Origin of the sequence: Actinomadura madurae (genome assembly GCF_047130825.1) — a bacterium.
In the GTDB taxonomy this organism is placed as follows: Bacteria; Actinomycetota; Actinomycetes; order Streptosporangiales; family Streptosporangiaceae; genus Spirillospora; species Spirillospora madurae.
On sequence record NZ_CP083237.1, the window covers coordinates 800,437 to 818,440 of the forward strand.

Below are 18,004 nucleotides of genomic sequence, written 5' to 3' on the forward strand. Positions count from 1 at the left end.
TCGCAAGGAGAACGCATGAAGACAGCGTCACCGGAGGAGCTGCGGGAGCTGTTCCTCTTCGAGGACCTCGACGACGAGAAGCTGGCCTGGCTGTCGCTGTGCGGGACGGTCGAGGAGTACCCGGCGGACGGCATCATCTGCGACCAGGGCGAGCCGGCCGAGTTCTTCTACGTGCTGCTGGACGGCGAGATGTCCATGACGCAGAAGGTGCGGGGCCACTCGGTCGAGGTCAGCCGGACGGACCGCCCGAGCACCTACGGCGGGGCCGTGCAGGCGTACCTGGGCGACAAGATCGAGCAGAGGTACCAGCACACGCTGCGGGCGACGCGTCCCTCGAAGCTCTTCGTGCTGCCGGCCCGCAAGTTCGCCAAGGTCGTCCGCAAGTGGTTCCCGATGGCGACGCACCTGCTGGAGGGCGTCTTCTTCGGGATGACCAACGCGCGCCGGGTCGTCGACCAGCGCGAGCGCCTCACCGCGCTCGGCACGATCACCGCCGGGCTCACCCACGAGCTGAACAACCCGGCGGCGGCCGCCGCGCGGGCGAGCGCGGAGCTCGGCGACCGGCTGCTCGGCGCGCAGAAGAGCCTGGCCGACCTCGCCGCGCAGGGCGTCGACTGCACCCACCTGAGCGCGCTGGTGTCGCTGCGTCCCGCGCTGCCCGCGCCGCCGGCGGGCCGGCGGAGCCCGCTGGAGGTCAGCGACGCCGAGGACGAGCTGGGCGACTGGCTGGAGGAGCACGGCGTCGCCGGGGCCTGGGACCTGGCGCCCGAGCTGGTGGCCGCCGGGATCGGGACCGAGCAGGCCGAGGAGGTCGCGCGGGCGGCGGGCGAGCACCTTCCGGCGGCGATGCGCTGGCTCGCGGAGGTGATGGAGGTGACCCAGCTCCAGGCGGAGATCTCCGAGGCGATGGGCCGCATCACCGCGCTGCTGGACTCCGCCCGCCAGTACTCCCAGCTCGACCGCGCCGCCTACCAGCGCACCGATCTCCGCGTGCTCCTGGACAGCACCCTGACCATGCTCAAGCGCAAGTTCGGCGAGGGCGTGACGGTGAAGACCGTCTACGACGAGGCGCTGCCGCCCGTCCCGGTGTACGCGGCGGAGCTGAACCAGGTGTGGACGAACCTGATCGTGAACGCGCTGTACGCGATGCGGGGCGCGGGCACCCTCACGATCCGCACCGCGCGCGAGAACGACTACGCGCTGGTGGAGATCGGCGACACCGGGGAGGGCATCCCGGAGGAGAACCTCGGCCGGATCTTCACGCCGTTCTTCACCACCAAGCCGGTGGGCCAGGGCACGGGCCTCGGCCTGGACATCTCCTGGCGCATCGTGGCGGGCCGGCACGGCGGCGACATCCGGGTGGAGTCGCTGCCCGGCGACACCCGCTTTCAGGTGCTGCTCCCGCTCACCGAGCAGGAGGAGACCCCGGCGCCCGCGGGCGCGCCGGGGCCGTGAACGACGCGGCTACTCGAACAGGTCGGGCTGCTCGCGGGTGATCTGGTCGTACAGCGGCTGGTAGTTGATCCAGCCGACCAGGTCGTTGCCGATCTGCCCGTGCGTCAGGACGGCGTTGTCGTGCTCGATCGGGACGACCTGCCCGGCCGCCTTCGCGAGGAGCTGCACCTGGCACGAGCGCTCCATCGTGATGAACCACCAGGCGGCGGCGTCCACGCTGTCGCCGACGGTGAGCAGGCCGTGGTTGCGCAGGATGACGGCCTTGTGGCCGCCGAGGGCGGCGGCGATGCGCTTGCCCTCCTCCAGGTCGGTGACGACGCCGGTGTAGTCGTCGAACAGGCCGTGGTCCTGGTAGAACGCGCACACGTCCTGCGTGATCGGCTCCAGCTTCTGGCCGAGCGCCGAGATCGCCCGCCCGTAGGTGGAGTGGCTGTGCGCGGCGGCGACCACGTCCGGGCGCGCCTGGTGCACCTGCGAGTGGATCGCGAACGCCGCCTCGTTGACCGGGTAGCGCCCCTGGACGACCTTGCCCTCGTGGTTCACCAGGATCAGGTCGCTGACCTTGATGTGCTTGAAGGACATGCCGAACGGGTTGACCCAGAAGTGGTCGGTGCGCTCGGGGTCGCGGGCGGTGATGTGGCCGGCCACGCCTTCCTCGAACCCGAACTTGCCGAAGATGCGCAGCGCGGCGGTCAGGCGCTCCTTGCGGTGCCGGCGCTCGTCCTCGACATCGTCGAACGTGGGCGGCAGCCGGAAGATCAGGTCGGTCGGCAGCTTCTCCAGGAACTCGTCTTCGTCGGACATCGCGACACTCCTTGGGCTCGTCTGCCATTACCGAACACCAGAACCCGGCGCTCCGGCTAGGGCGGGGCGGTCCAACGTCCGCCCGGACGGTTGTCCCGGCCGGACAACCGGTGGGCAGAATAGGGGGATGGAGCCCAGCGCGGGCGACCGGTTCCTGCGGTTGCTGATCGAGCACAGCGACGACCCGGTGCTGCTGGAGGCGGCGGTCCACGCCGCCCGGAGCAGGTCGGAGCTGGTGGCGGCGCTGCCCGAGGAGGAGACCAGGCGGCACACCCGCGCGCTCGTGCGGGGCGTGCTCGCCGCGCTGGAGGAGGGCGCGCCGGGCGAGGAGGTGCTGGCCGCGGCGGAGCGGCTCGGCTCGGACCGGGCCCGCCAGGGGGTGCCGGTCGCGGCCTTCCTGGACGGCTTCCAGGCGGGCCGCGCCCATCTCGTCCGCGCGCTCGTCGCCGACGGCCGCCGCAGGGGCGTGCCGGACGCCGCGCTGCTGGACGGCGTGACCCGCATCGACGAGATCACCACCATCCTCGTCCAGCGGATGGTGCACGCGCACCGGGTCGCGGAGCTGGAGATGGCGCGGACGGTGCGGGAGGGCCGCGTCCAGATGCTCCGGCAGCTGCTGCACGGCGAGGCCGTCCCCGTTTTCGCGCCGCTCGACCCGTCCGGCACGTACCACTGCGTGGTGTCCGACGTCAGCGACCCGGCGGTCGCGGCGGGGCTGGAGGCGAACCTGACCGCGGCGGGGCCGGGCCTGTGCGGGCTGGTGGACGGCCGGTTCGCCGCGCTCGTCGCCCGGCTGCCCGAGCCGCGGCCCGCCGGCCCGCTGCTGGTGGCGGCGCCGCCGGTGCGTCCCGGCGGCGTCGCGCCGATGTACGCGCTCGGGCGGCGGGCGCTGCGGGCGGGCGCCGGCGCCGGGCTGACCGGGACGCGGGAGCTGGCCGACCTCGCGCTGCTCACGGTCACCGAGGGCGAGCCGGAGCTGGGCGCGCTGCTCGCCGGCGCGCTGCTGCCCGGGCTCGACCCGGACGAGCCGTTCCACCTGGAACTGGCCGAGACCGCGCTGGCCTACCTCGACCACGGCGGCCGGATCGAGCCGACGGCGGCGGCGCTGCACGTCCACGCCAACACCGTCAAGTACCGGATCCGGCGGTTCCAGGAGCTGGCCGGACGGCCGCTGCTCGACCCGGCGGGCGGGGGCGCCGTGTCGCGCACCGCGCACTGGTGGTGGGCCCTGCGTCGATGGCTCGCCGACGCCACGGCATGATCTGTGGGGGCGTCCCGCGGCGGGGCGTTCTGGACGGGGATGGAGGTACCGGTGACCGCACCGAGGATCGGCGTCGTGATGTGGCCGATGCAGTCCTGGCCGGAGGCCGGGGAGCTGTGGCGGCGCGCGGAGGAGCTCGGGTTCCGGCACGCCTGGGTGTACGACCACATCGCCTGGCGCGGGACGACGCCCTGGTACGACGCGTACACGACGCTGGCCGCCGCCGCGGCGGTCACCTCCCGGGTGCGGCTCGGCACGCTGGTGACCTCGCCGAACTTCCGGCATCCCGTCCCCACCGCGCACGCGATCAAGACGATCGACCACGTCAGCGGCGGGCGGCTGTCGGTCGGCATCGGGGCGGGCGGCACGAACCGCGCCTCCGACGCCGGCATCCTCGGCGGGGACGACTGGAGCGCGGACGAGCGCGCCTCCCGGTTCGCCGAGTGGGTGGAGTTGCTCGACCGCCTCCTCTCCCAGACCGAGACCACCTTCGAGGGGGCGTACTACTCGGCCCGCGAGGTCGTGGAGGGGCCGGGCTGCGTCCAGCGGCCCCGCGTCCCGTTCGTCATCGCGGGCAACGGGCCGCGCGGGATGCGGGTCGCCGCCCGGCACGGCACCGGATGGGTGACCAGCGGCCGCGCGCCGGGCCGCCGCCCCGAGGACGTCGTCCGGTCCCGGCTGGACGCGCTGGACGCGGCGTGCGAGGCGGAGGGCGCCCGGATCGGCGACCGCATCCTGCTGACCGGCTTCTCCGGGGAGCCGTGGCTGGAGTCGGCGGGCGCGTTCGCCGACCTCGCCGGCCGCTACGCCGAGCTCGGCATCACCGAGATCGCGCTACATTGGCCCCGTGCCGGCACCCCCTTCGAGGCCCGCATGCCGGTCTTCGAGGCGATCGCCGCCGAGTACGGGGAGGAACCCTGATGCCGTTCGTGCTGCTCGCGCTCGCGATCGCCTTCGAGGTGACGGCCACGCTGGCGATGCGCGCCTCCGACGGGTTCACCAAGCCGGTGCCGATCGCCATCGTGGTGGCCGGGTACCTGATCTCGTTCGTCTTCATGGCGCGGGCGCTGATGTCGCTGAACGTCGGGCCGGTCTACGCGATCTGGTCCGCGCTCGGGACGATCGGCGCGTTCGTCGGCGGCGTCCTGCTCTTCGACGAGCCGGTCAGGCCGGTGGCCATCGCGGGCGCCGTCATCATCGTGATCGGCGTGATCGTGATGAACCTCGGCGGCGGCGTCCACCAGGGCTGACCCGTCACATCCGGTAGAGGGCGCCCGCCTCGCCCCACTCGCCGAACGCCGGCGGGGCGCCCCGTCCCGGCGGCGGCGGCCGGACGAGGACGAGCCTGACCACGCCGAGCCGCCGCACGGCCCGCGCGGTGGCCTCCGCGTCGCCCCTGGCGACGCCCGCGAACATCAGGTCGGCGCCCCGGGCCCACCCGGGCGGCTCGGCGAACTCCGGCGCCCACACGCACGTCCGGTGCCCGGCGGCGATCCGGTAGCCGTGCATCGCGCCGCCCCGGTGCGGGACCGGCAGCGGCTCGATGCGCAGCCCGCCCCGCCGGAACGGCGCGAGGACCGGCTCGGGCATGCCGCACTCCCGGGCGATCCGGCGGCGGGCGGGCTGGTGCGGGCCCTTCTCGTCGCGGACGAGCCACGCCGCGGAGATCTCGGGCGGCTCCGAGCCCGGGCCGCCGTCCAGCCCGATGTGCGCGTGCCCGTACTCGACCAGCAGCCCGGCCGGGGCGTGCGGCGACGAGCGGGCCGTTCCGACACCGAGCAGGATCAGGCGCGGCATGTCTCGATCGTCACCCCGCGTCCGGTTCACGTCCAGCCCCTGCCGAGCTCCGGGAGGGGCTCGGGCAGGACTCAGGAAGGATCCTCGGCCAGCGTGCTGACGCGCTGCTGCTCCAGCTGGCCCCCGATGAGCTCGGTCGGGGTGCAGCCGGACAGCGCACGGAACTCGCGGTTGAGGTGGGCCTGGTCGTAGTACCCGCAGGCGAACGCCGCCTCGGCGAGCCCGGCTCCGCGGCCGAGCAGGTCGACGGCGCGCCGGAAGCGCAGGACGCGCGCCATCACCTTGGGCGGGAGCCCGGCCTGCTCGCGGAACCGGTTGGTGAGGTGCTTGCGGCTCCAGCCGACGTCGGCGGCGATGCCGGCGACGGACACCGCGGAATCCTCGTTCAGCAGCCGCCACGCCCTGACGACCTCCCGGTCCGGGACGGGGCCGGCGTCGAGGCGGCGCAGCAGGAAGCCGTCCAGGATGGCGAAGCGCGCCTCCCAGGACGGGGCGTCGGCGAGGCGCTCGACCAGGGCGGCCGCCTCGCGGCCGAGCAGGTCGGGCAGCTCGACGGCCGCGTTGGCCAGCAGGCCCATCGGCACGCCGAGCAGTGTGTAGGCGCCGAGCGGGGTCACGTCGAGCTGGATGCCGCGCTGCCCGCCGGGGCTGAGGTACATGCCGTGGCCGTCGTGCATCCCGGCGACGAACGACCCGTACTCGCGGTCGCGGACGCCGGGATCGGGGACCGCCAGGCGGAGCGGCGGGCCCAGGTTGACGATCACGACCGTGGTGCGGGTGGGGAGCGTCCGCATCCGGGTCGGGACGGCCTCGGTCTCCCAGTAGCCGTCGTAGGAGCGCAGGAACGGGCGCAGCGCGGGGTGGGGGCGGCCCTGCGCGAGCCACCAGCCGCCCCGGTCGCTGGTCCGGACCGTCCTGTCGGGCATGCCGCCTGCTCCCTGTCGCGGGGGGCGACCCTCCACGCCTCCCGGTTCGCCGTGCTCAGTGCCAGTCTTACCACCCGGGACGGACAGGACACGCTACTCGTACATCTGCCCGCACACCGCGATGCGGGCGAGATCGTCCCAGGTCATCGTGGTGATGGTGCGGACATAGGACCGGGCCGGCGGCTCGCCGGGGCCGGTGGGCAGCGGCACCCGCGCGCCGTCGCCGGCGTCCCAGCCGCCGAGGCTGCCGGCGACCGCGCATTCCAGGTAGGTCGCGGGGTCGAAGTTGTACCAGCGCGCGGGGGTGGCGCGGGCGCCGGAGCCGGGCGGCCGGGGCGCGTCCACGCCGAACCGGGCCTGCGGGCCCGGGGGAGCGGCCAGGAAGTCCTCCAGGTCGGCGATCTGGGACAGCAGGACCCGCTCCCAGTCGGCGTAGCCGTGCGGCTCGCCGCCGGGCAGGGAGAGGTCCTTGCCGCTCCACGCGGGATCGAAGCCGGCGGGCGGGGTGGTGGAGGCCGCGGCGAACATCGCCGCCACGTCGTCGGGCTCCAGCCGTTCCTGGTCGCTGAGCGTGGCGCTCACCTTCCACAGCGAGCGCAGGAACGCCGACAGCGACCAGGACGCCGCCCGCGCCTCCTGGCCGAGATGCAGGAAGACCAGGTACAGGTCGCGGTTGGTGCGGACGGCCGGTCCCGGGCGGCCCCTCGACCCGGTGGGTCCGCCGGTTCCCGGTGCCGCTCTCCAGCACCATGACCTGCGCCAGGGGCCGAGATCCGCGAGTCGTGGGCGGCGACGTGGAACGTGTTGCCGAGGCCGTCCTGGCGCATGACGTCCCAGGTGTGCATCCGGCTCCTCCACGCTCGGCGGTGCGGTCACCACGCCCCCCGCCCAGAAAGTGTCCCATTCCGGTGTCGGACCGCCAGTAGTGGTGATGTCACTTTCCGGACTCGAAGTCGTGACTTTCCGCTCATGTAGTACGCGCCAGAAACGTGTAGGGGTCCGGCGGCAGGCCGCCGGACCCCCGCGCGCCGCCGCTCAGCCCTTCGAGCGGTGGATCACCTGGAGCTCGGTGAAGCCGTACAGGCCCCACGGCCCGTTCTCGACGCCGACGCCGCTCCACTTGAACCCGCCGAACGGCTGGTGCGGGGCGAGCGCCAGGTGCGTGTTGACCCAGGCGGTCCCGCACTCCAGCCGCCCCGCGACCTCGGCGGCCCGGTCGGCGTCGGCGCCCCAGACCGATCCGGACAGGCCGAAGTGGGTGCCGTTCGCGCGGGCGAGGGCGTCCTCCAGGTCGGTGTACCGGACGATCGGCAGCGCCGGGCCGAACTGCTCCTCGTCCACGATCCGGGTGCCGTCGGAGACGTCGGCGAGGATGGTGGGCTCGAAGAAGTAGCCGGGCCCGTCCTTCGGCCGGCCGCCCGCCGCGGCGCGCGCGCCGTTCGCCAGGGCGTCGGAGACCAGCTCGCCGACCCGCTCGTACTGCGGCCTGTTGTTGACCGGCCCGTACTGGACGCCCTCCTCCATGCCGTCGCCGACCTTGGCGGCCTTCGCCCGCTCGGCGAGGGCGTCCACCACGTCGCCGTAGAGCGCGTCCGGGACGTACACGCGCTTGATCGCCGAGCAGACCTGGCCGTTGTTCTGGAACGCGGCGCCGAACAGCAGGTCGGCGACCGCGGCCGGGTCGGCGTCGTCCAGCAGGATCGCCGGGTCGTTGCCGCCGAGCTCCAGGGTGACGCGCTTGAGGTCGGGCGCCGCGGCCGCCGCGACCCGCTTGCCGGTCGCCACGCTGCCGGTGAAGCTGATCTTGCGGGGGACGTCGTGCGCGGTCATCCAGGCGCCGAGGTCGTCGCCGCCGGTGACGACGTTGAGCACGCCGGGCGGCAGGACGTCCCGTAGCACCTCGCCGAGCTTCAGGCTGGACAGCGGGGTGAACGGGGACGGCTTGAGGACCATGGTGTTGCCCGCGAGCAGCGCCGGGGCGAGCTTCCAGATCGCGAGCAGCAGCGGGTAGTTCCACGGGGTGATCGCGGCGACGACGCCCATCGGCCGGCGGACGACCTCGACCAGCGCGTTGCCGTCGTCCTGAATGACCTCGCGGGGGAGTTCGAGGTCGGCGAAGTACTTCAGCCACACGCCGGCGCCGACGACCTCCATGGTCCCCTCGGCCAGCGGCTTGCCCTGCTCCAGCGTCAGGATCCGGCCGATCTCCTCGGACCTGGCGAACATGACGTCGGCCGCGGCGAGCAGGGCCTTGCGGCGCGCGGACTCGTCGCGGCGCCACTCGGTGTAGGCGGCCTGCGCGGAGGCCATCGCCGCGTCGAGCTGCTCCCGGGAGGCGTCGGGCGCCTGCTCGGCCACCTCGCCGGTGGCCGGGTTGATCACACCGAAGGCGCCGGGGGCGGTGACGGCCTCGCCGTCGATGGTCATCGAGAAGTTCTCGGGCACCTGGATCCTCCGCTCACGGGGTTACCGAATGAGATTCAGTATTCACCCTCGCCGGCCTCCTGACGAGCGGCCGGGGGCGGGAACACGGGACGGGCCCCATGCGCCGGGTCCGGCCGGACCCGGCGACGGGCGCCCCGGGTCCTTCCGCGGGGCGCCCGTGCGTGCTCGTCAGGCCGCGAAGATGCGGTCCAGGAGGTCGCGGTATCCGCGCAGCGCCTGGCGGAGCCGCTCGGTGTCGGCCTGCTCGCCCTTCTCCAGGGCCTCCGAGAGCGCCCCGCGGTGCGCGGCGATCGCGCGCCCGAGGGCGTCGACGGCCTCGGAGGCGAGTCCGTCCGCCTTGCGCACGGACTCGGCGGGGTCGTCCACGAACGCGGACTGCACCTCCCGCCAGCGCTCCCGGAACCGCTCGCCCTCGGCGGGGTCGAGCAGCGTGGCCGGGGTGCCGGACGGCGACCCGGACGGTGCCGCGGAGGGCGGCGCGGGGAATTCGGTGGCGACCGGGTCGCGCCCGGCGCCGGGAACCGGGATGGGGTCCGGAGCCGTGTCGGGGACGGGCTCCGGCGCCCCCGTCACGGGCGCCTCCGGCGCGGGACCGGCGACGTGCCGGTCACCGGGCACGCCCGGATCGGCCGTTGCGGCGGCGCGGGCGCGCTCGCCCGCGACCGGGCCGGCGTCCGCGGCCGGCGCTTCGGTGCCCGCTCGGCTGTCGTCCATCGGGGGTCAGCTCCTCGGGGTCTGGTCGTCGCGGCGGGGGGCCGCGGGGCCGGTGGCCGCGGCCGGGGCCGCGTGCGGAGCGGGGGCCGCCTCGCCGGCGGTCTCGTCCGTCGTGCGCCCGGTCGCCTGCTGGCCGGGCGCGGTCGCCTGGTCGTCCGGGGTGCGGCCGGTCGCGCGTTCCCCGCCGGGGGGCGTCAGCAGTTCCTCGAACAGGGCGCGGTAGTGCACCATCGCCTGCCGGAGATCCTCGGTGGACGCCTGCTTGGACGCCGTCCTGGCGCTGATCGTGTGGGCGTGCCGGTAGTGGTCCATCGTGCGCCCGTGCTCTACCGACAGGTGCGCGACCTTCTCCTCGAAGCCGTGCGTCGGGTATCCGCGCTCGCCCATCACCACCGTGACGAGCCCGTCCGCCTGCTCGACGGCGGCCTCCGGCGTGTCGACGAAGCGCTCCTGCACGCGGACCCACTGCTCGCGGTACTGCTCGCGCCGGCGGGGGTCGAGATCGCGCAGTTCGAGCTCCTCATGGCGCTGCTCGCGGGAGCGCAGCTCCCGCTCGGCGGCCGCCCGGCCGCCCTCGCGCTCCACGGCCCGGTCGTACTCGGGGCCGAACCGCCGCCGCAGCCGCGCGGAGCGGGACCGGGTCACCGCCAGGTACCCGGCCGCGGCGAGCGCGGCGACGACGGCAACGGCGATGACGACCCATATCGCGGTCGACATGGTGTTCCTCCAACGTGCGTCGGATCGAATGAACCGCCGATGCCCGGAGAGCCGCGTTCAAAACGAACCACCACAAAACGGCAAGGATTTCCTGCGCCGCGCCCGGGATGCGTGTTGTGATTGGTGCGCTACCGGAACCACGCGCGCCCGGCGGCGGGCGCGTTCGAATGGGATGTGATGCGCGGTGCGCCATGCGTTCGGCTTCGTCCTCGGCGTCCTGCTGACACCCGCGCTGGTGTACGGCGCCGCCTGGGGGTACGTCCAGGCGGGACAGTCCTTCGACGGCACCGGGCAGGAGATCACCGACCGCACCCGCATCTACGGGGCGTTCGCCCTGCTCGCCGCCGTGGGCCTGGTGATGGGCGTGGTGATCGTCGCCCGGTGGGCGTCGCCGCTGGTCTCGCTCGTCCCCGCGCTGGCGCTGCTCGGCCTGTCCGGCTACTTCCTGGTCGACCCCGGCCGGGTCCTCGACCTGCCGGGCAAGGTGCCGCCGGCGGGCGACATGGACTTCGGGCTGCGCATGCTGCTGGGGTCCGGCATCTACGGGATGATGGGGTTCGCGCTGCTGATGCCCACCTGGGCGCCGCGCCGCTGGGGCTCGGGGCGCTCGGACCACGACGCCGACGTGGACTTCTACTCCAGCATGCACCGCGATCGCATGGGCGGCCCGGGCCCCTGACCCGCGCGCCGGGGGCGGCGGCCCGGGGACGCCGACGGGCCGAGCCTCCGCGCAAGGCCCGGCCCGCGTCCCGGCGCCCGGTCCGGTCTCAGGTGCCGCGCGCCGCCGTCATCCCTGCTTCGCCTTGGCGACGAACCGCGTCGTGTAGGTCTCGGTCAGGTCGATCTCGTTCTTCTTCTCCGCCACCTCGGGCGAGAACTCCGCCAGCACCTTCAGGACGTTCTCCGCGGCGTCCGGCTTCATGACGCCGTCGCCGTTGAACATGCTGATCGAGTCGCCGATCGCCCTCTCGTACAGCTTCGGGTCGCCGCCCGCGTAGTCCGCGGGCATCTTCGCCGCGATCTCCGCCGGCCTGTGCCCCTTGATCCAGCCGAGGGTCTTGACGAACGCGTTCGCGAGCTTCTGCACCGTCTCGCCGTGCGACTTCACATAGGCGCAGTCCATGTAGAGGGAGCTGGACGGGTACAGCCCGCCGAGCGCCGCGCGGGTCCCCTCCTCGGTGCGCATCTCGACCATGACCTTGGCCTTGCCGGTGCTGACGAGCTTGGCGATGGTCGGGTCGGTCGTCATGCCGGCGTCGATGCCGCCGTTGTCCATGGTGGAGATGAACGTCTGGCCCGCGCCCGCCTTCACCGTCGTGTAGTCCGAGGTCTTCACGCCGTTCCGCACGGCCAGCGCGCGGGTGATGAAGTCGGTGGACGACCCCGGGCTGGTGACGCCGAGCTTCTTGCCCTTGAACCCGGCGGGGGACGTCAGGGAGCCCGCCTTGGACGCCGCGACCATCTCCGCCTCGCCGGGCACGTCGGCCATCTGCACGACGCTCTGCACGCACTTGCCCTTGGCCTGCAGGTGGATGGAGTGGTCGTAGAAGCCGACGACGGCCTGCACGTCTCCCGAGATGAGGACGTTCTCGGCCTGCGCCCCGGCGGGCTCGGTCAGCAGCTGGACGTCCAGGCCCTGCTCCTTGAAGTAGCCGAGCCGCTCGGTCAGCTTGGCGGGCAGGTAGATGACCTTGTCGATCCCGCCGACCATGATCTTGACGGTGCCGCCCGAGCCGCCGTCCCCGCCGGACCCGGCACGGGAGTCGCGGCAGGCCGACAGGGACGACAGGGCGGTGAGGGCGGCGAGCGCGGCGGCGCTCACCCGGACGGGGGTGCTGGGCATGGCGGTTCTCCTGGTCGGGCGGTTCTCCTGGTCGGGCGGAATCCGGGTGGGGGCGGTCAGATCTGGACGTCGTGCCCGGACGCGGCGGGACGCCAGCGCAGCAGCCGGCCCTCCAGCAGCGTGAGCAGGTACTCGGCGAGCAGGGCCAGCACCGTGATGATGATCATCCCGGCGTAGATCCCGGCCGAGTCGAAGGTGCCCTGGGAGTGGTTGATGAGCAGGCCGAGGCCCTTGTCGGCGCCGGTGTACTCGCCGACGATCGCGCCGATGATGGCGAACCCGAACGCCGAGTGCAGGGACGCGAGGATCCAGGACGTGGCGCTCGGCACCACGATCGTCCAGAGCACCTGGAACCGGCCCGCGCCGAGGATCCGGGCGTTGTTGACCAGGTTCCGGTCGACCTCGCGGGCCCCCTGGAAGGCGTTGAAGAACACCGCGAAGAACACCAGCACGAACGCCGTCGCGATCTTGGACTGCATGCCGAGGCCGAACCAGATGATGAACAGCGAGGCCAGGATGATGCGCGGGATCGCGTTGACGGCCTTGATGAACGGCGCGCACACGTCCGACAGGAACCGGCTGCGGCCGAGCACGATGCCGAGGACCACGCCGCCGGCCGCGCCGAGCGCGAAGCCCGCGACGGCCTCCTGCAGCGTGACCGAGATCTGCTCCCAGATCGACCCCTGCGAGGTGCCCTCGGTGAACCACCCGACGAGCCGCTCCCAGATCTTGGACGGCATCGAGTAGTAGAACGGGTCGATCCAGTGCCGGGCGGCCAGCTCCCAGGACCCGAGCCACGCCGCGACCAGCGCGACCCGGACGGCGTTGATGCCGAGGGCGCGCCGCAGCCCGGCGGTGCGCAGCCGCGCGATCGCCGCCAGGTCGCCGTCGTCGGCGGGCCGGCCCGGCGCGCCGGCCCCGGCGGGCGCGGCCCCGCCGATGGTCGCCGTGGCCCCCTTCGCCTGCACGTCACGCGGCATGGCCGGCTCCTCTCTCCCGGGTGATCTGGACCTCTTCGCGGAGCGAGTCCCACACCTCGCGGTAGATGTCGAGGAACGCGCCGGTCAGCCGGACCTCCTCGGCGTCGCGAGGGCGGTCCAGCGGCACGTCGAACACGCTCTTGATCGTCGCGGGGCCGGCGGTCATGACCACGACCCGGTCGGACAGCACGAGCGCCTCCTCCAGGTCGTGGGTGACGAACACGACGGCGGCGCCGGACCCCGACCACAGCCGCAGCAGCTCGTCCTGCATGAGGCCGCGGGTCTGGACGTCGAGGGCGGAGAACGGCTCGTCCATGAGCAGCACGGACGGCTCGTTCACGAGGGTCTGCGCGAGCGCGACGCGCTTGCGCATCCCGCCGGACAGCTGGTGGGGGTAGTAGCCCTCGAACCCGGCGAGGCCGACGCGGGCGACCCAGTCCCGGGCGCGGTCGCGGGCGTCCCGCTTGGACGCGCCCCGGTAGCGGGGGCCGGCCGCCACGTTGTCCAGGACGGACCGCCAGGGCAGGACGGCGTCGTGCTGGAACATGTAGCCGACGCCGTCCGGGATCCCGTCCACGGGGCGGCCCTGGACGAGGACGCGCCCGGCGGACGCCGGCTCCAGCCCGGAGACGAGGGACAGGGTGGTGGACTTGCCGCATCCGGTGGGGCCGACCACGGCGACGAACTCGCCGGGGCCGACGGACATGTTCAGGTCGCGGACGGCCGTGTGGACGCCGCCCGCCGACCGGAACCGCTTGGTGGCGTTCTCCAGCTCGATGACGGGCCCGGGGGGCCGCCCGGCTCCGTCTCGCGTGGGCGATGCTGTAGTGGACACGGCGGCACCGTACGAATGTGGCGCGCGTCACCGGAACCCTTGCCCGCGATGTGCTCGCAAGCCGCGAATCCCCACGTTGCGCGCGTTATCCCGGCTTTTGCTCGTTCTGCTCCCGCGGGGCTGGGCGGGCGGCCCGCCATCGATTACGGTGACGGGTCATGTCCGTGCGGCCGCGCATCACCTTCGCCCGCCAGGTGCTGATCTTGCAGGTGGGCGTGGTCGTCGTGGTGGCGGTCCTCGGATACGGGCTGACCGGCTGGATGCTCGACGGCAGGCTCCGCGACCAGTACGGCCAGCGGGCCCTCACGGTGGCGCGCACCGTCGCCGTCGACCCCGAGATCCGGGACGCGGTCGCGGCCGCCACCCCCGGCCGCCCCGTCCAGGGCGGTGCCGTCCAGGATGGTGCCGTCCAGGACGGCCTCGTCCAGGACCGGGCCGAGCGGATCCGCGTCCGGACGGGCGCGCTGTTCGTCGTCGTGACCGACAGCCGGGGCATCCGCCTCTCCCACCCGAACCCCAGGGAGCTCGGCCGGCACGTGAGCACCGACCCGTCCGACGCGCTCGCCGGGCGTGAGGTCGTCCGCGTCGAGCGGGGCACGCTCGGCCTGTCCGCGCGCGGGAAGGTCCCGCTGTACGGCCGGGACGGGCGGATCCTCGGGGAGGTCAGCGTCGGGTTCGACGCCCGCGCCATCGACCGGGAGCTCGGCCACGTGCTGCGCGAGATGTCGCTGTTCGTCGCCGGCTCCGTCCTGCTCGGCGTGCTCGCCTCCGTCGCGATCGGCCGCAGGCTGAAGCGACAGACGCTCGGCCTCGAACCGTACGAGCTGGTGGAGCTGGTCCACGAGCGGGAGGCCGTGCTGCACGGCGTCGGCGAGGGCGTCGTCGCCGTCGACTCCGGCGGCCGGACCGCGGTCTGCAACGACGAGGCGGCCCGGCTGCTCGGCGTCACCCCGGAGCGCGGCGCGCCCGCCGGGGACCTGGCCCCCGAGGGCGCGCTGCGGGACGTGCTGACGGGCCGGCGGGAGGCCACGAACCTGTTCGTCACCGCGGGGGAGCGGGTGCTCGTCGTCAACCGCCGGGAGGTCCGCCGGCACCGCCGCGACCTCGGCGCCGTCATCACGCTGCGCGACCGCACCGACCTGGAGACCCTCGCCCGCGAGCTGGACTCGGTCAGCACCCTCTTCGACGCACTCCGCGCGCAGCGGCACGAGTACGCCAACCGGCTGCACACCCTCTCCGGCCTGCTCCAGCTCGGCCACAGCGAGGAGGCCGCCGACTACATCGGGGCGCTGATGGAGGACGCCGCGCGCCGCGCCCCGGCGCCCGACAACCTCCCCGACCCGCTGTCGGACCCCTACCTGCGGGCGTTCCTGTCGGCGAAGGCCGCCGTCGCCGCGGAGAAGGGCGTCCGCCTCGACATCGGCGCCGCCAGCTACGTCCCCGGCCGCGTCGCCGACCCGCTCGACGTCACGACCGTCGTCGGCAACCTCGTCGACAACGCCGTCGAGGCCGCGCGGCTCGGGCGGCGGCGGCCCGCCCGCGTCGAGATCGAGCTGCTCGGCGACGGCCGCGACCTGCACGTCACCGTCACCGACTCCGGCGACGGGCTCGCCGACGGGCTCCGCGAGGCCGTGTTCGACGACGGGGTGTCCACCCGCGACCCCGCCGCCGGGCGGTCGCGCGGCCTCGGCCTCGGGCTGGCGCGCCGCACCGCCCGCGCCCGCGACGGCGACGTGACGTTCGTCGACGCCGGATCGGCCGGGCCCGGCGGCGGCGGTGCCGTGGCGGTCGCCCGGCTTCCCGGGGTGCTCGGAGCGGAGGCGGTGCGGTGATCGACGTGCTCGTGGTGGACGACGACTTCCGCGTGGCGCAGGTCCACGCCGGGTTCGTGGCCGCGCTGCGCGGGTTCTCCGTCGCGGGGCTCGCGCACACCGCGGCGCGGGCCCGGTCGATGGCCGCCGAGCTGGCGCCCGCCCTCGTGCTGCTGGACGTGTACCTGCCGGACGCCTCGGGCCTGACGCTGCTGCCCGAGCTGGACGCCGACGTCATCATGGCGACGGCCGCGGCCGACCCGGGCGTCGTGCGGGAGGCGCTGCGCGGCGGTGCCCTGCACTACCTGGTCAAACCGTTCACCGCCGCCGCGCTGAACGCGCGCCTCACCGCCTACGCGCGGTACCGGGAGGCGCTGTCCGGCGACGGCGAGGTGACCCAGGAGGCCCTGGACGGCGCCGTCCGCGCCCTCTACGCGCCGCTGCACGGCCAGCCGCCCGCGCCCAAGGGGCAGTCGCCGGTGACGACCCGGCTGATCTGCGACGCGCTGCGGAGGGCGGACGAGCCGCGGTCCGCCGCCGAGATCGCCGACCAGGTCGGCATCTCCCGCGCCACCGCCCAGCGCTACCTCGCCGCCCTCGCCCAGGCCGGGCGGGTCGTGGTCACGCTGCGCTACGGGGCCACCGGGCGCCCCGAGCACCAGTACGCGTGGTCGCCGCGGTAGAGCCCCGCCAGCACCTCCTCGATGCCGGCCTCCCGCAGCGAGATGTCCCGGACCTCGTGGTCGCGGGCGAGGGCGGCGACGACCGCCGCCGCGTTGGCGGTGCGCGGCAGCCGGAGCCACTGCCGGGGCCCCTCCACCCGCTCGGCCTCGATCCCGTCCAGCGCGATCGGCGGGCCGGGCCGCGCCAGCTCCACCACGAGCATCCGGTCGGCGTCCACGGTGCGGCGCAGCTCGTCCAGCCCGCCGTCGAAGGCGAGCCGGCCATGGTCGATGATCATGACGCGGCGGCAGAGCCGCTCGATGTCGCCGAGGTCGTGCGTGGTCAGCAGGATCGTGGTGCCGCGCTCGGCGTTGATGCGCTCCAGGAAGTCGCGGACGGTCGCCTTGCTCACCACGTCCAGGCCGATCGTCGGCTCGTCCAGGACGAGCAGCTCCGGATCGTGCAGGAGCGCCGCGGCGAGGTCGCCGCGCATCCGCTGCCCGAGGCTGAGCTGCCGGACCGGGGTGTCCAGGAACGGCTCCAGTTCCAGCAGCGCGGTCAGCTCGGCGAGCCGGGCCCGGTGCGCCGCCGCCTCGACCCGGTACAGCCGCCGGACGAGGGCGAGGCTGTCGCGCAGCGGCAGGTCCCACCACAGCGTCGTCCGCTGCCCGAACACCACGCCGAGGCGGCGCGCGAGCGTCGTGCGCCGCCGGGACGGGTCGAGCCCGCACACCCGGAGGGTGCCGGACGACGCCGTGAGGATCCCGGTCAGCATCTTGATGGTGGTGGACTTCCCGGCGCCGTTCGGGCCGAGGTAGCCGACGAACTCGCCCGGCTCGACCGTGAACGACACCCCGTCCACCGCGCGCAGCGTGGTCCGCGTCCTCCGCCGCAGCGGCCCCGAGCGCGCCCGCACGGTGAAGGTCTTGACGAGGTCCCCGGCCTCGATCATCGGCACCGGCATCAGCTCCCTGTCGATCGGTAGTGCCGCAGCCCCGCCCGCCACGCCAGCGCCGCCGCCGCGCACACCGCGGCGGCGACCGCCGGGGACGCGAACCGCGCCGCGTGGGGCAGCCCCAGCGGGTCGGGACGGTCCAGGACGTACAGCGCGGGCTGCCAGTTGACGAACGCCAGCGGGACGACGAAGGTCACCCCGCGGACGAAGTCGCGGGCGAACATCGTCATCGGGTACTGGGTCAGGAACGCGCCCCCGTAGGTCAGCGACTTGCTCGCCCCGTGGCTGTCGACCAGCACGCACTGCACGGCGCCCGTCAGCACCCACAGCCCGCAGAAGATCGCCGCGCCGGACGCCACCATGACGGGGATCATCGCCGCCCGGCCCGGCGTCCAGGAGACGTCCAGCCGGGGCAGCGCGAAGCCGAGGACCAGCACCGCCGGGACCAGCTTGCCGAGGCGGCGGGGTGTGAACCCCTCCGTCGCGATCTGGACCAGCGGGCTCACCGGCCGCACCAGCATCGCGTCCAGCGTCCCCTCCCGCACGTGGTGGCCGAGCCGCTCGGTCGTGCCGAGCGCGATGTCCGAGCACGCGAACGCCAGGGCGGACGTCCCGTAGAGGAAGAGCACCTCGGACACGTTGAACCCGGCGATGCGGGGCGCCCGCGAGAAAAGCACGAGGATGGCCGCCGCGTCCAGGACGGAGACGATCGCGGTGGCCAGCGCCAGCAGCACCATCGACACCGGGTACTGCGCCGCCGCGCGTATCCACGTCCAGGCGAGCAGCCCGTACATCCGT

General features: G+C 74.1%; 19 protein-coding genes. 7 read left to right on the forward strand and 12 right to left on the reverse strand.

Annotation, left to right across the window (positions count from 1 at the left end):
* The first annotated feature begins 15 nt into the window (after window positions 1-15).
* A complete protein-coding gene (locus K8Z49_RS03660; protein WP_412517599.1) occupies window positions 16-1,455 on the forward strand; it encodes an ATP-binding protein in 1,440 nt (479 codons plus the stop codon).
* Between the two features lie 9 nt (window positions 1,456-1,464).
* On the opposite strand, the gene K8Z49_RS03665 is transcribed toward K8Z49_RS03660, so the two are convergent.
* On the reverse strand, window positions 1,465-2,259 hold the full coding sequence (locus tag K8Z49_RS03665) for a class II aldolase/adducin family protein (RefSeq protein ID WP_021599566.1): 795 nt from the start codon (window positions 2,257-2,259) through the stop codon (window positions 1,465-1,467).
* Between the two features lie 127 nt (window positions 2,260-2,386).
* Here K8Z49_RS03665 and K8Z49_RS03670 point away from each other — a divergent pair, with 127 nt between their 5' ends.
* Genes K8Z49_RS03670 through K8Z49_RS03680 form a run of 3 tightly spaced genes read left to right on the forward strand, consistent with a single transcriptional unit; the run spans window position 2,387 to window position 4,770 of the window.
* Window positions 2,387-3,520 (forward strand): helix-turn-helix domain-containing protein, encoded by a 1,134-nt coding sequence (locus K8Z49_RS03670; protein WP_075021718.1) that lies wholly within the window; start codon window positions 2,387-2,389, stop codon window positions 3,518-3,520.
* Window positions 3,521-3,571: 51 nt separating this feature from the next.
* Window positions 3,572-4,441, forward strand: coding sequence for an LLM class flavin-dependent oxidoreductase (locus K8Z49_RS03675; RefSeq protein WP_021600429.1), 870 nt, complete (start codon window positions 3,572-3,574; stop codon window positions 4,439-4,441).
* The gene (locus K8Z49_RS03680; protein WP_021600428.1) at window positions 4,441-4,770 is read left to right on the forward strand and encodes a DMT family transporter; all 330 of its coding nucleotides are present in this window, start codon (window positions 4,441-4,443) and stop codon (window positions 4,768-4,770) included. Before K8Z49_RS03675 ends, K8Z49_RS03680 begins: the two co-directional genes overlap by 1 nt.
* Window positions 4,771-4,774: 4 nt before the next feature.
* Here K8Z49_RS03680 and K8Z49_RS03685 read toward each other — a convergent pair whose 3' ends face one another.
* From K8Z49_RS03685 to K8Z49_RS03710, 6 genes are all read right to left on the reverse strand, one after another.
* Complete coding sequence (locus K8Z49_RS03685; RefSeq protein ID WP_412517600.1) at window positions 4,775-5,317, reverse strand: hypothetical protein; 543 nt, start codon at window positions 5,315-5,317, stop codon at window positions 4,775-4,777.
* A 71-nt stretch (window positions 5,318-5,388) separates the two neighbouring features.
* On the reverse strand, window positions 5,389-6,243 hold the full coding sequence (locus K8Z49_RS03690; protein ID WP_021599926.1) for a helix-turn-helix domain-containing protein: 855 nt from the start codon (window positions 6,241-6,243) through the stop codon (window positions 5,389-5,391).
* Window positions 6,244-6,336: 93 nt separating this feature from the next.
* Window positions 6,337-6,825, reverse strand: coding sequence for a hypothetical protein (locus K8Z49_RS03695; protein ID WP_412517601.1), 489 nt, complete (start codon window positions 6,823-6,825; stop codon window positions 6,337-6,339).
* A 453-nt stretch (window positions 6,826-7,278) separates the two neighbouring features.
* Window positions 7,279-8,688: an aldehyde dehydrogenase family protein gene (locus K8Z49_RS03700; RefSeq protein WP_412517602.1), complete on the reverse strand. Its 1,410-nt coding sequence runs from the start codon at window positions 8,686-8,688 to the stop codon at window positions 7,279-7,281.
* 168 nt (window positions 8,689-8,856) lie between these two features.
* Window positions 8,857-9,402 (reverse strand): hypothetical protein, encoded by a 546-nt coding sequence (locus K8Z49_RS03705; RefSeq protein WP_412517603.1) that lies wholly within the window; start codon window positions 9,400-9,402, stop codon window positions 8,857-8,859.
* A 6-nt stretch (window positions 9,403-9,408) separates the two neighbouring features.
* Window positions 9,409-10,119, reverse strand: a complete 711-nt coding sequence (locus tag K8Z49_RS03710; RefSeq protein ID WP_412517604.1) for a hypothetical protein — start codon at window positions 10,117-10,119, stop codon at window positions 9,409-9,411.
* 184 nt (window positions 10,120-10,303) lie between these two features.
* Here K8Z49_RS03710 and K8Z49_RS03715 point away from each other — a divergent pair, with 184 nt between their 5' ends.
* Entirely contained in the window at window positions 10,304-10,798 is a 495-nt protein-coding gene (locus K8Z49_RS03715) for a hypothetical protein (protein WP_024936805.1), read from the forward strand.
* A gap of 108 nt (window positions 10,799-10,906) precedes the next feature.
* On the opposite strand, the gene K8Z49_RS03720 is transcribed toward K8Z49_RS03715, so the two are convergent.
* From K8Z49_RS03720 to K8Z49_RS03730, 3 genes are read right to left on the reverse strand one after another with little or no spacing between them, the layout of a single operon-like run.
* Entirely contained in the window at window positions 10,907-11,962 is a 1,056-nt protein-coding gene (locus K8Z49_RS03720; RefSeq protein WP_021600110.1) for an ABC transporter substrate-binding protein, read from the reverse strand.
* Between the two features lie 56 nt (window positions 11,963-12,018).
* Window positions 12,019-12,942 (reverse strand): ABC transporter permease, encoded by a 924-nt coding sequence (locus K8Z49_RS03725; protein ID WP_412517605.1) that lies wholly within the window; start codon window positions 12,940-12,942, stop codon window positions 12,019-12,021.
* Complete coding sequence (locus K8Z49_RS03730; RefSeq protein WP_075021723.1) at window positions 12,932-13,777, reverse strand: ABC transporter ATP-binding protein; 846 nt, start codon at window positions 13,775-13,777, stop codon at window positions 12,932-12,934. The genes K8Z49_RS03725 and K8Z49_RS03730 overlap by 11 nt, the downstream gene beginning before the upstream one ends.
* A gap of 158 nt (window positions 13,778-13,935) precedes the next feature.
* On the opposite strand from K8Z49_RS03730, the gene K8Z49_RS03735 reads away from it, so the two are divergent.
* Entirely contained in the window at window positions 13,936-15,609 is a 1,674-nt protein-coding gene (locus K8Z49_RS03735; RefSeq protein ID WP_052357480.1) for a sensor histidine kinase, read from the forward strand.
* Window positions 15,606-16,271 carry a response regulator gene (locus tag K8Z49_RS03740; RefSeq protein ID WP_024935306.1) on the forward strand — a complete coding sequence of 222 codons (666 nt, stop codon included), beginning with the start codon at window positions 15,606-15,608 and terminating at the stop codon, window positions 16,269-16,271. The genes K8Z49_RS03735 and K8Z49_RS03740 overlap by 4 nt, the downstream gene beginning before the upstream one ends.
* On the opposite strand, the gene K8Z49_RS03745 is transcribed toward K8Z49_RS03740, so the two are convergent.
* Together K8Z49_RS03745 and K8Z49_RS03750 are read right to left on the reverse strand one after the other, a co-directional pair.
* The gene (locus K8Z49_RS03745; RefSeq protein ID WP_021597649.1) at window positions 16,220-17,215 is read right to left on the reverse strand and encodes an ABC transporter ATP-binding protein; all 996 of its coding nucleotides are present in this window, start codon (window positions 17,213-17,215) and stop codon (window positions 16,220-16,222) included. The genes K8Z49_RS03740 and K8Z49_RS03745 overlap by 52 nt on opposite strands.
* Complete coding sequence (locus K8Z49_RS03750; RefSeq protein ID WP_021597650.1) at window positions 17,215-18,000, reverse strand: ABC transporter permease; 786 nt, start codon at window positions 17,998-18,000, stop codon at window positions 17,215-17,217. The genes K8Z49_RS03745 and K8Z49_RS03750 overlap by 1 nt, the downstream gene beginning before the upstream one ends.
* Window positions 18,001-18,004: the final 4 nt, after the last annotated feature.

What these genes read in the sequence shown, in the direction of transcription:
- K8Z49_RS03660 (WP_412517599.1), top strand. Translation starts at nt 16, where the DNA reads ATGAAGACAGCGTCACCGGAGGAGCTGCGGGAGCTGTTCCTCTTCGAG.
- K8Z49_RS03665 (WP_021599566.1), bottom strand. Translation starts at nt 2,259, where the DNA reads ATGTCCGACGAAGACGAGTTCCTGGAGAAGCTGCCGACCGACCTGATC.
- K8Z49_RS03670 (WP_075021718.1), top strand. Translation starts at nt 2,387, where the DNA reads ATGGAGCCCAGCGCGGGCGACCGGTTCCTGCGGTTGCTGATCGAGCAC.
- K8Z49_RS03680 (WP_021600428.1), top strand. Translation starts at nt 4,441, where the DNA reads ATGCCGTTCGTGCTGCTCGCGCTCGCGATCGCCTTCGAGGTGACGGCC.
- K8Z49_RS03685 (WP_412517600.1), bottom strand. Translation starts at nt 5,317, where the DNA reads ATGCCGCGCCTGATCCTGCTCGGTGTCGGAACGGCCCGCTCGTCGCCG.
- K8Z49_RS03690 (WP_021599926.1), bottom strand. Translation starts at nt 6,243, where the DNA reads ATGCCCGACAGGACGGTCCGGACCAGCGACCGGGGCGGCTGGTGGCTC.
- K8Z49_RS03705 (WP_412517603.1), bottom strand. Translation starts at nt 9,402, where the DNA reads ATGGACGACAGCCGAGCGGGCACCGAAGCGCCGGCCGCGGACGCCGGC.
- K8Z49_RS03710 (WP_412517604.1), bottom strand. Translation starts at nt 10,119, where the DNA reads ATGTCGACCGCGATATGGGTCGTCATCGCCGTTGCCGTCGTCGCCGCG.
- K8Z49_RS03720 (WP_021600110.1), bottom strand. Translation starts at nt 11,962, where the DNA reads ATGCCCAGCACCCCCGTCCGGGTGAGCGCCGCCGCGCTCGCCGCCCTC.
- K8Z49_RS03725 (WP_412517605.1), bottom strand. Translation starts at nt 12,942, where the DNA reads ATGCCGCGTGACGTGCAGGCGAAGGGGGCCACGGCGACCATCGGCGGG.
- K8Z49_RS03735 (WP_052357480.1), top strand. Translation starts at nt 13,936, where the DNA reads ATGTCCGTGCGGCCGCGCATCACCTTCGCCCGCCAGGTGCTGATCTTG.
- K8Z49_RS03745 (WP_021597649.1), bottom strand. Translation starts at nt 17,215, where the DNA reads ATGCCGGTGCCGATGATCGAGGCCGGGGACCTCGTCAAGACCTTCACC.
- K8Z49_RS03750 (WP_021597650.1), bottom strand. Translation starts at nt 18,000, where the DNA reads ATGTACGGGCTGCTCGCCTGGACGTGGATACGCGCGGCGGCGCAGTAC.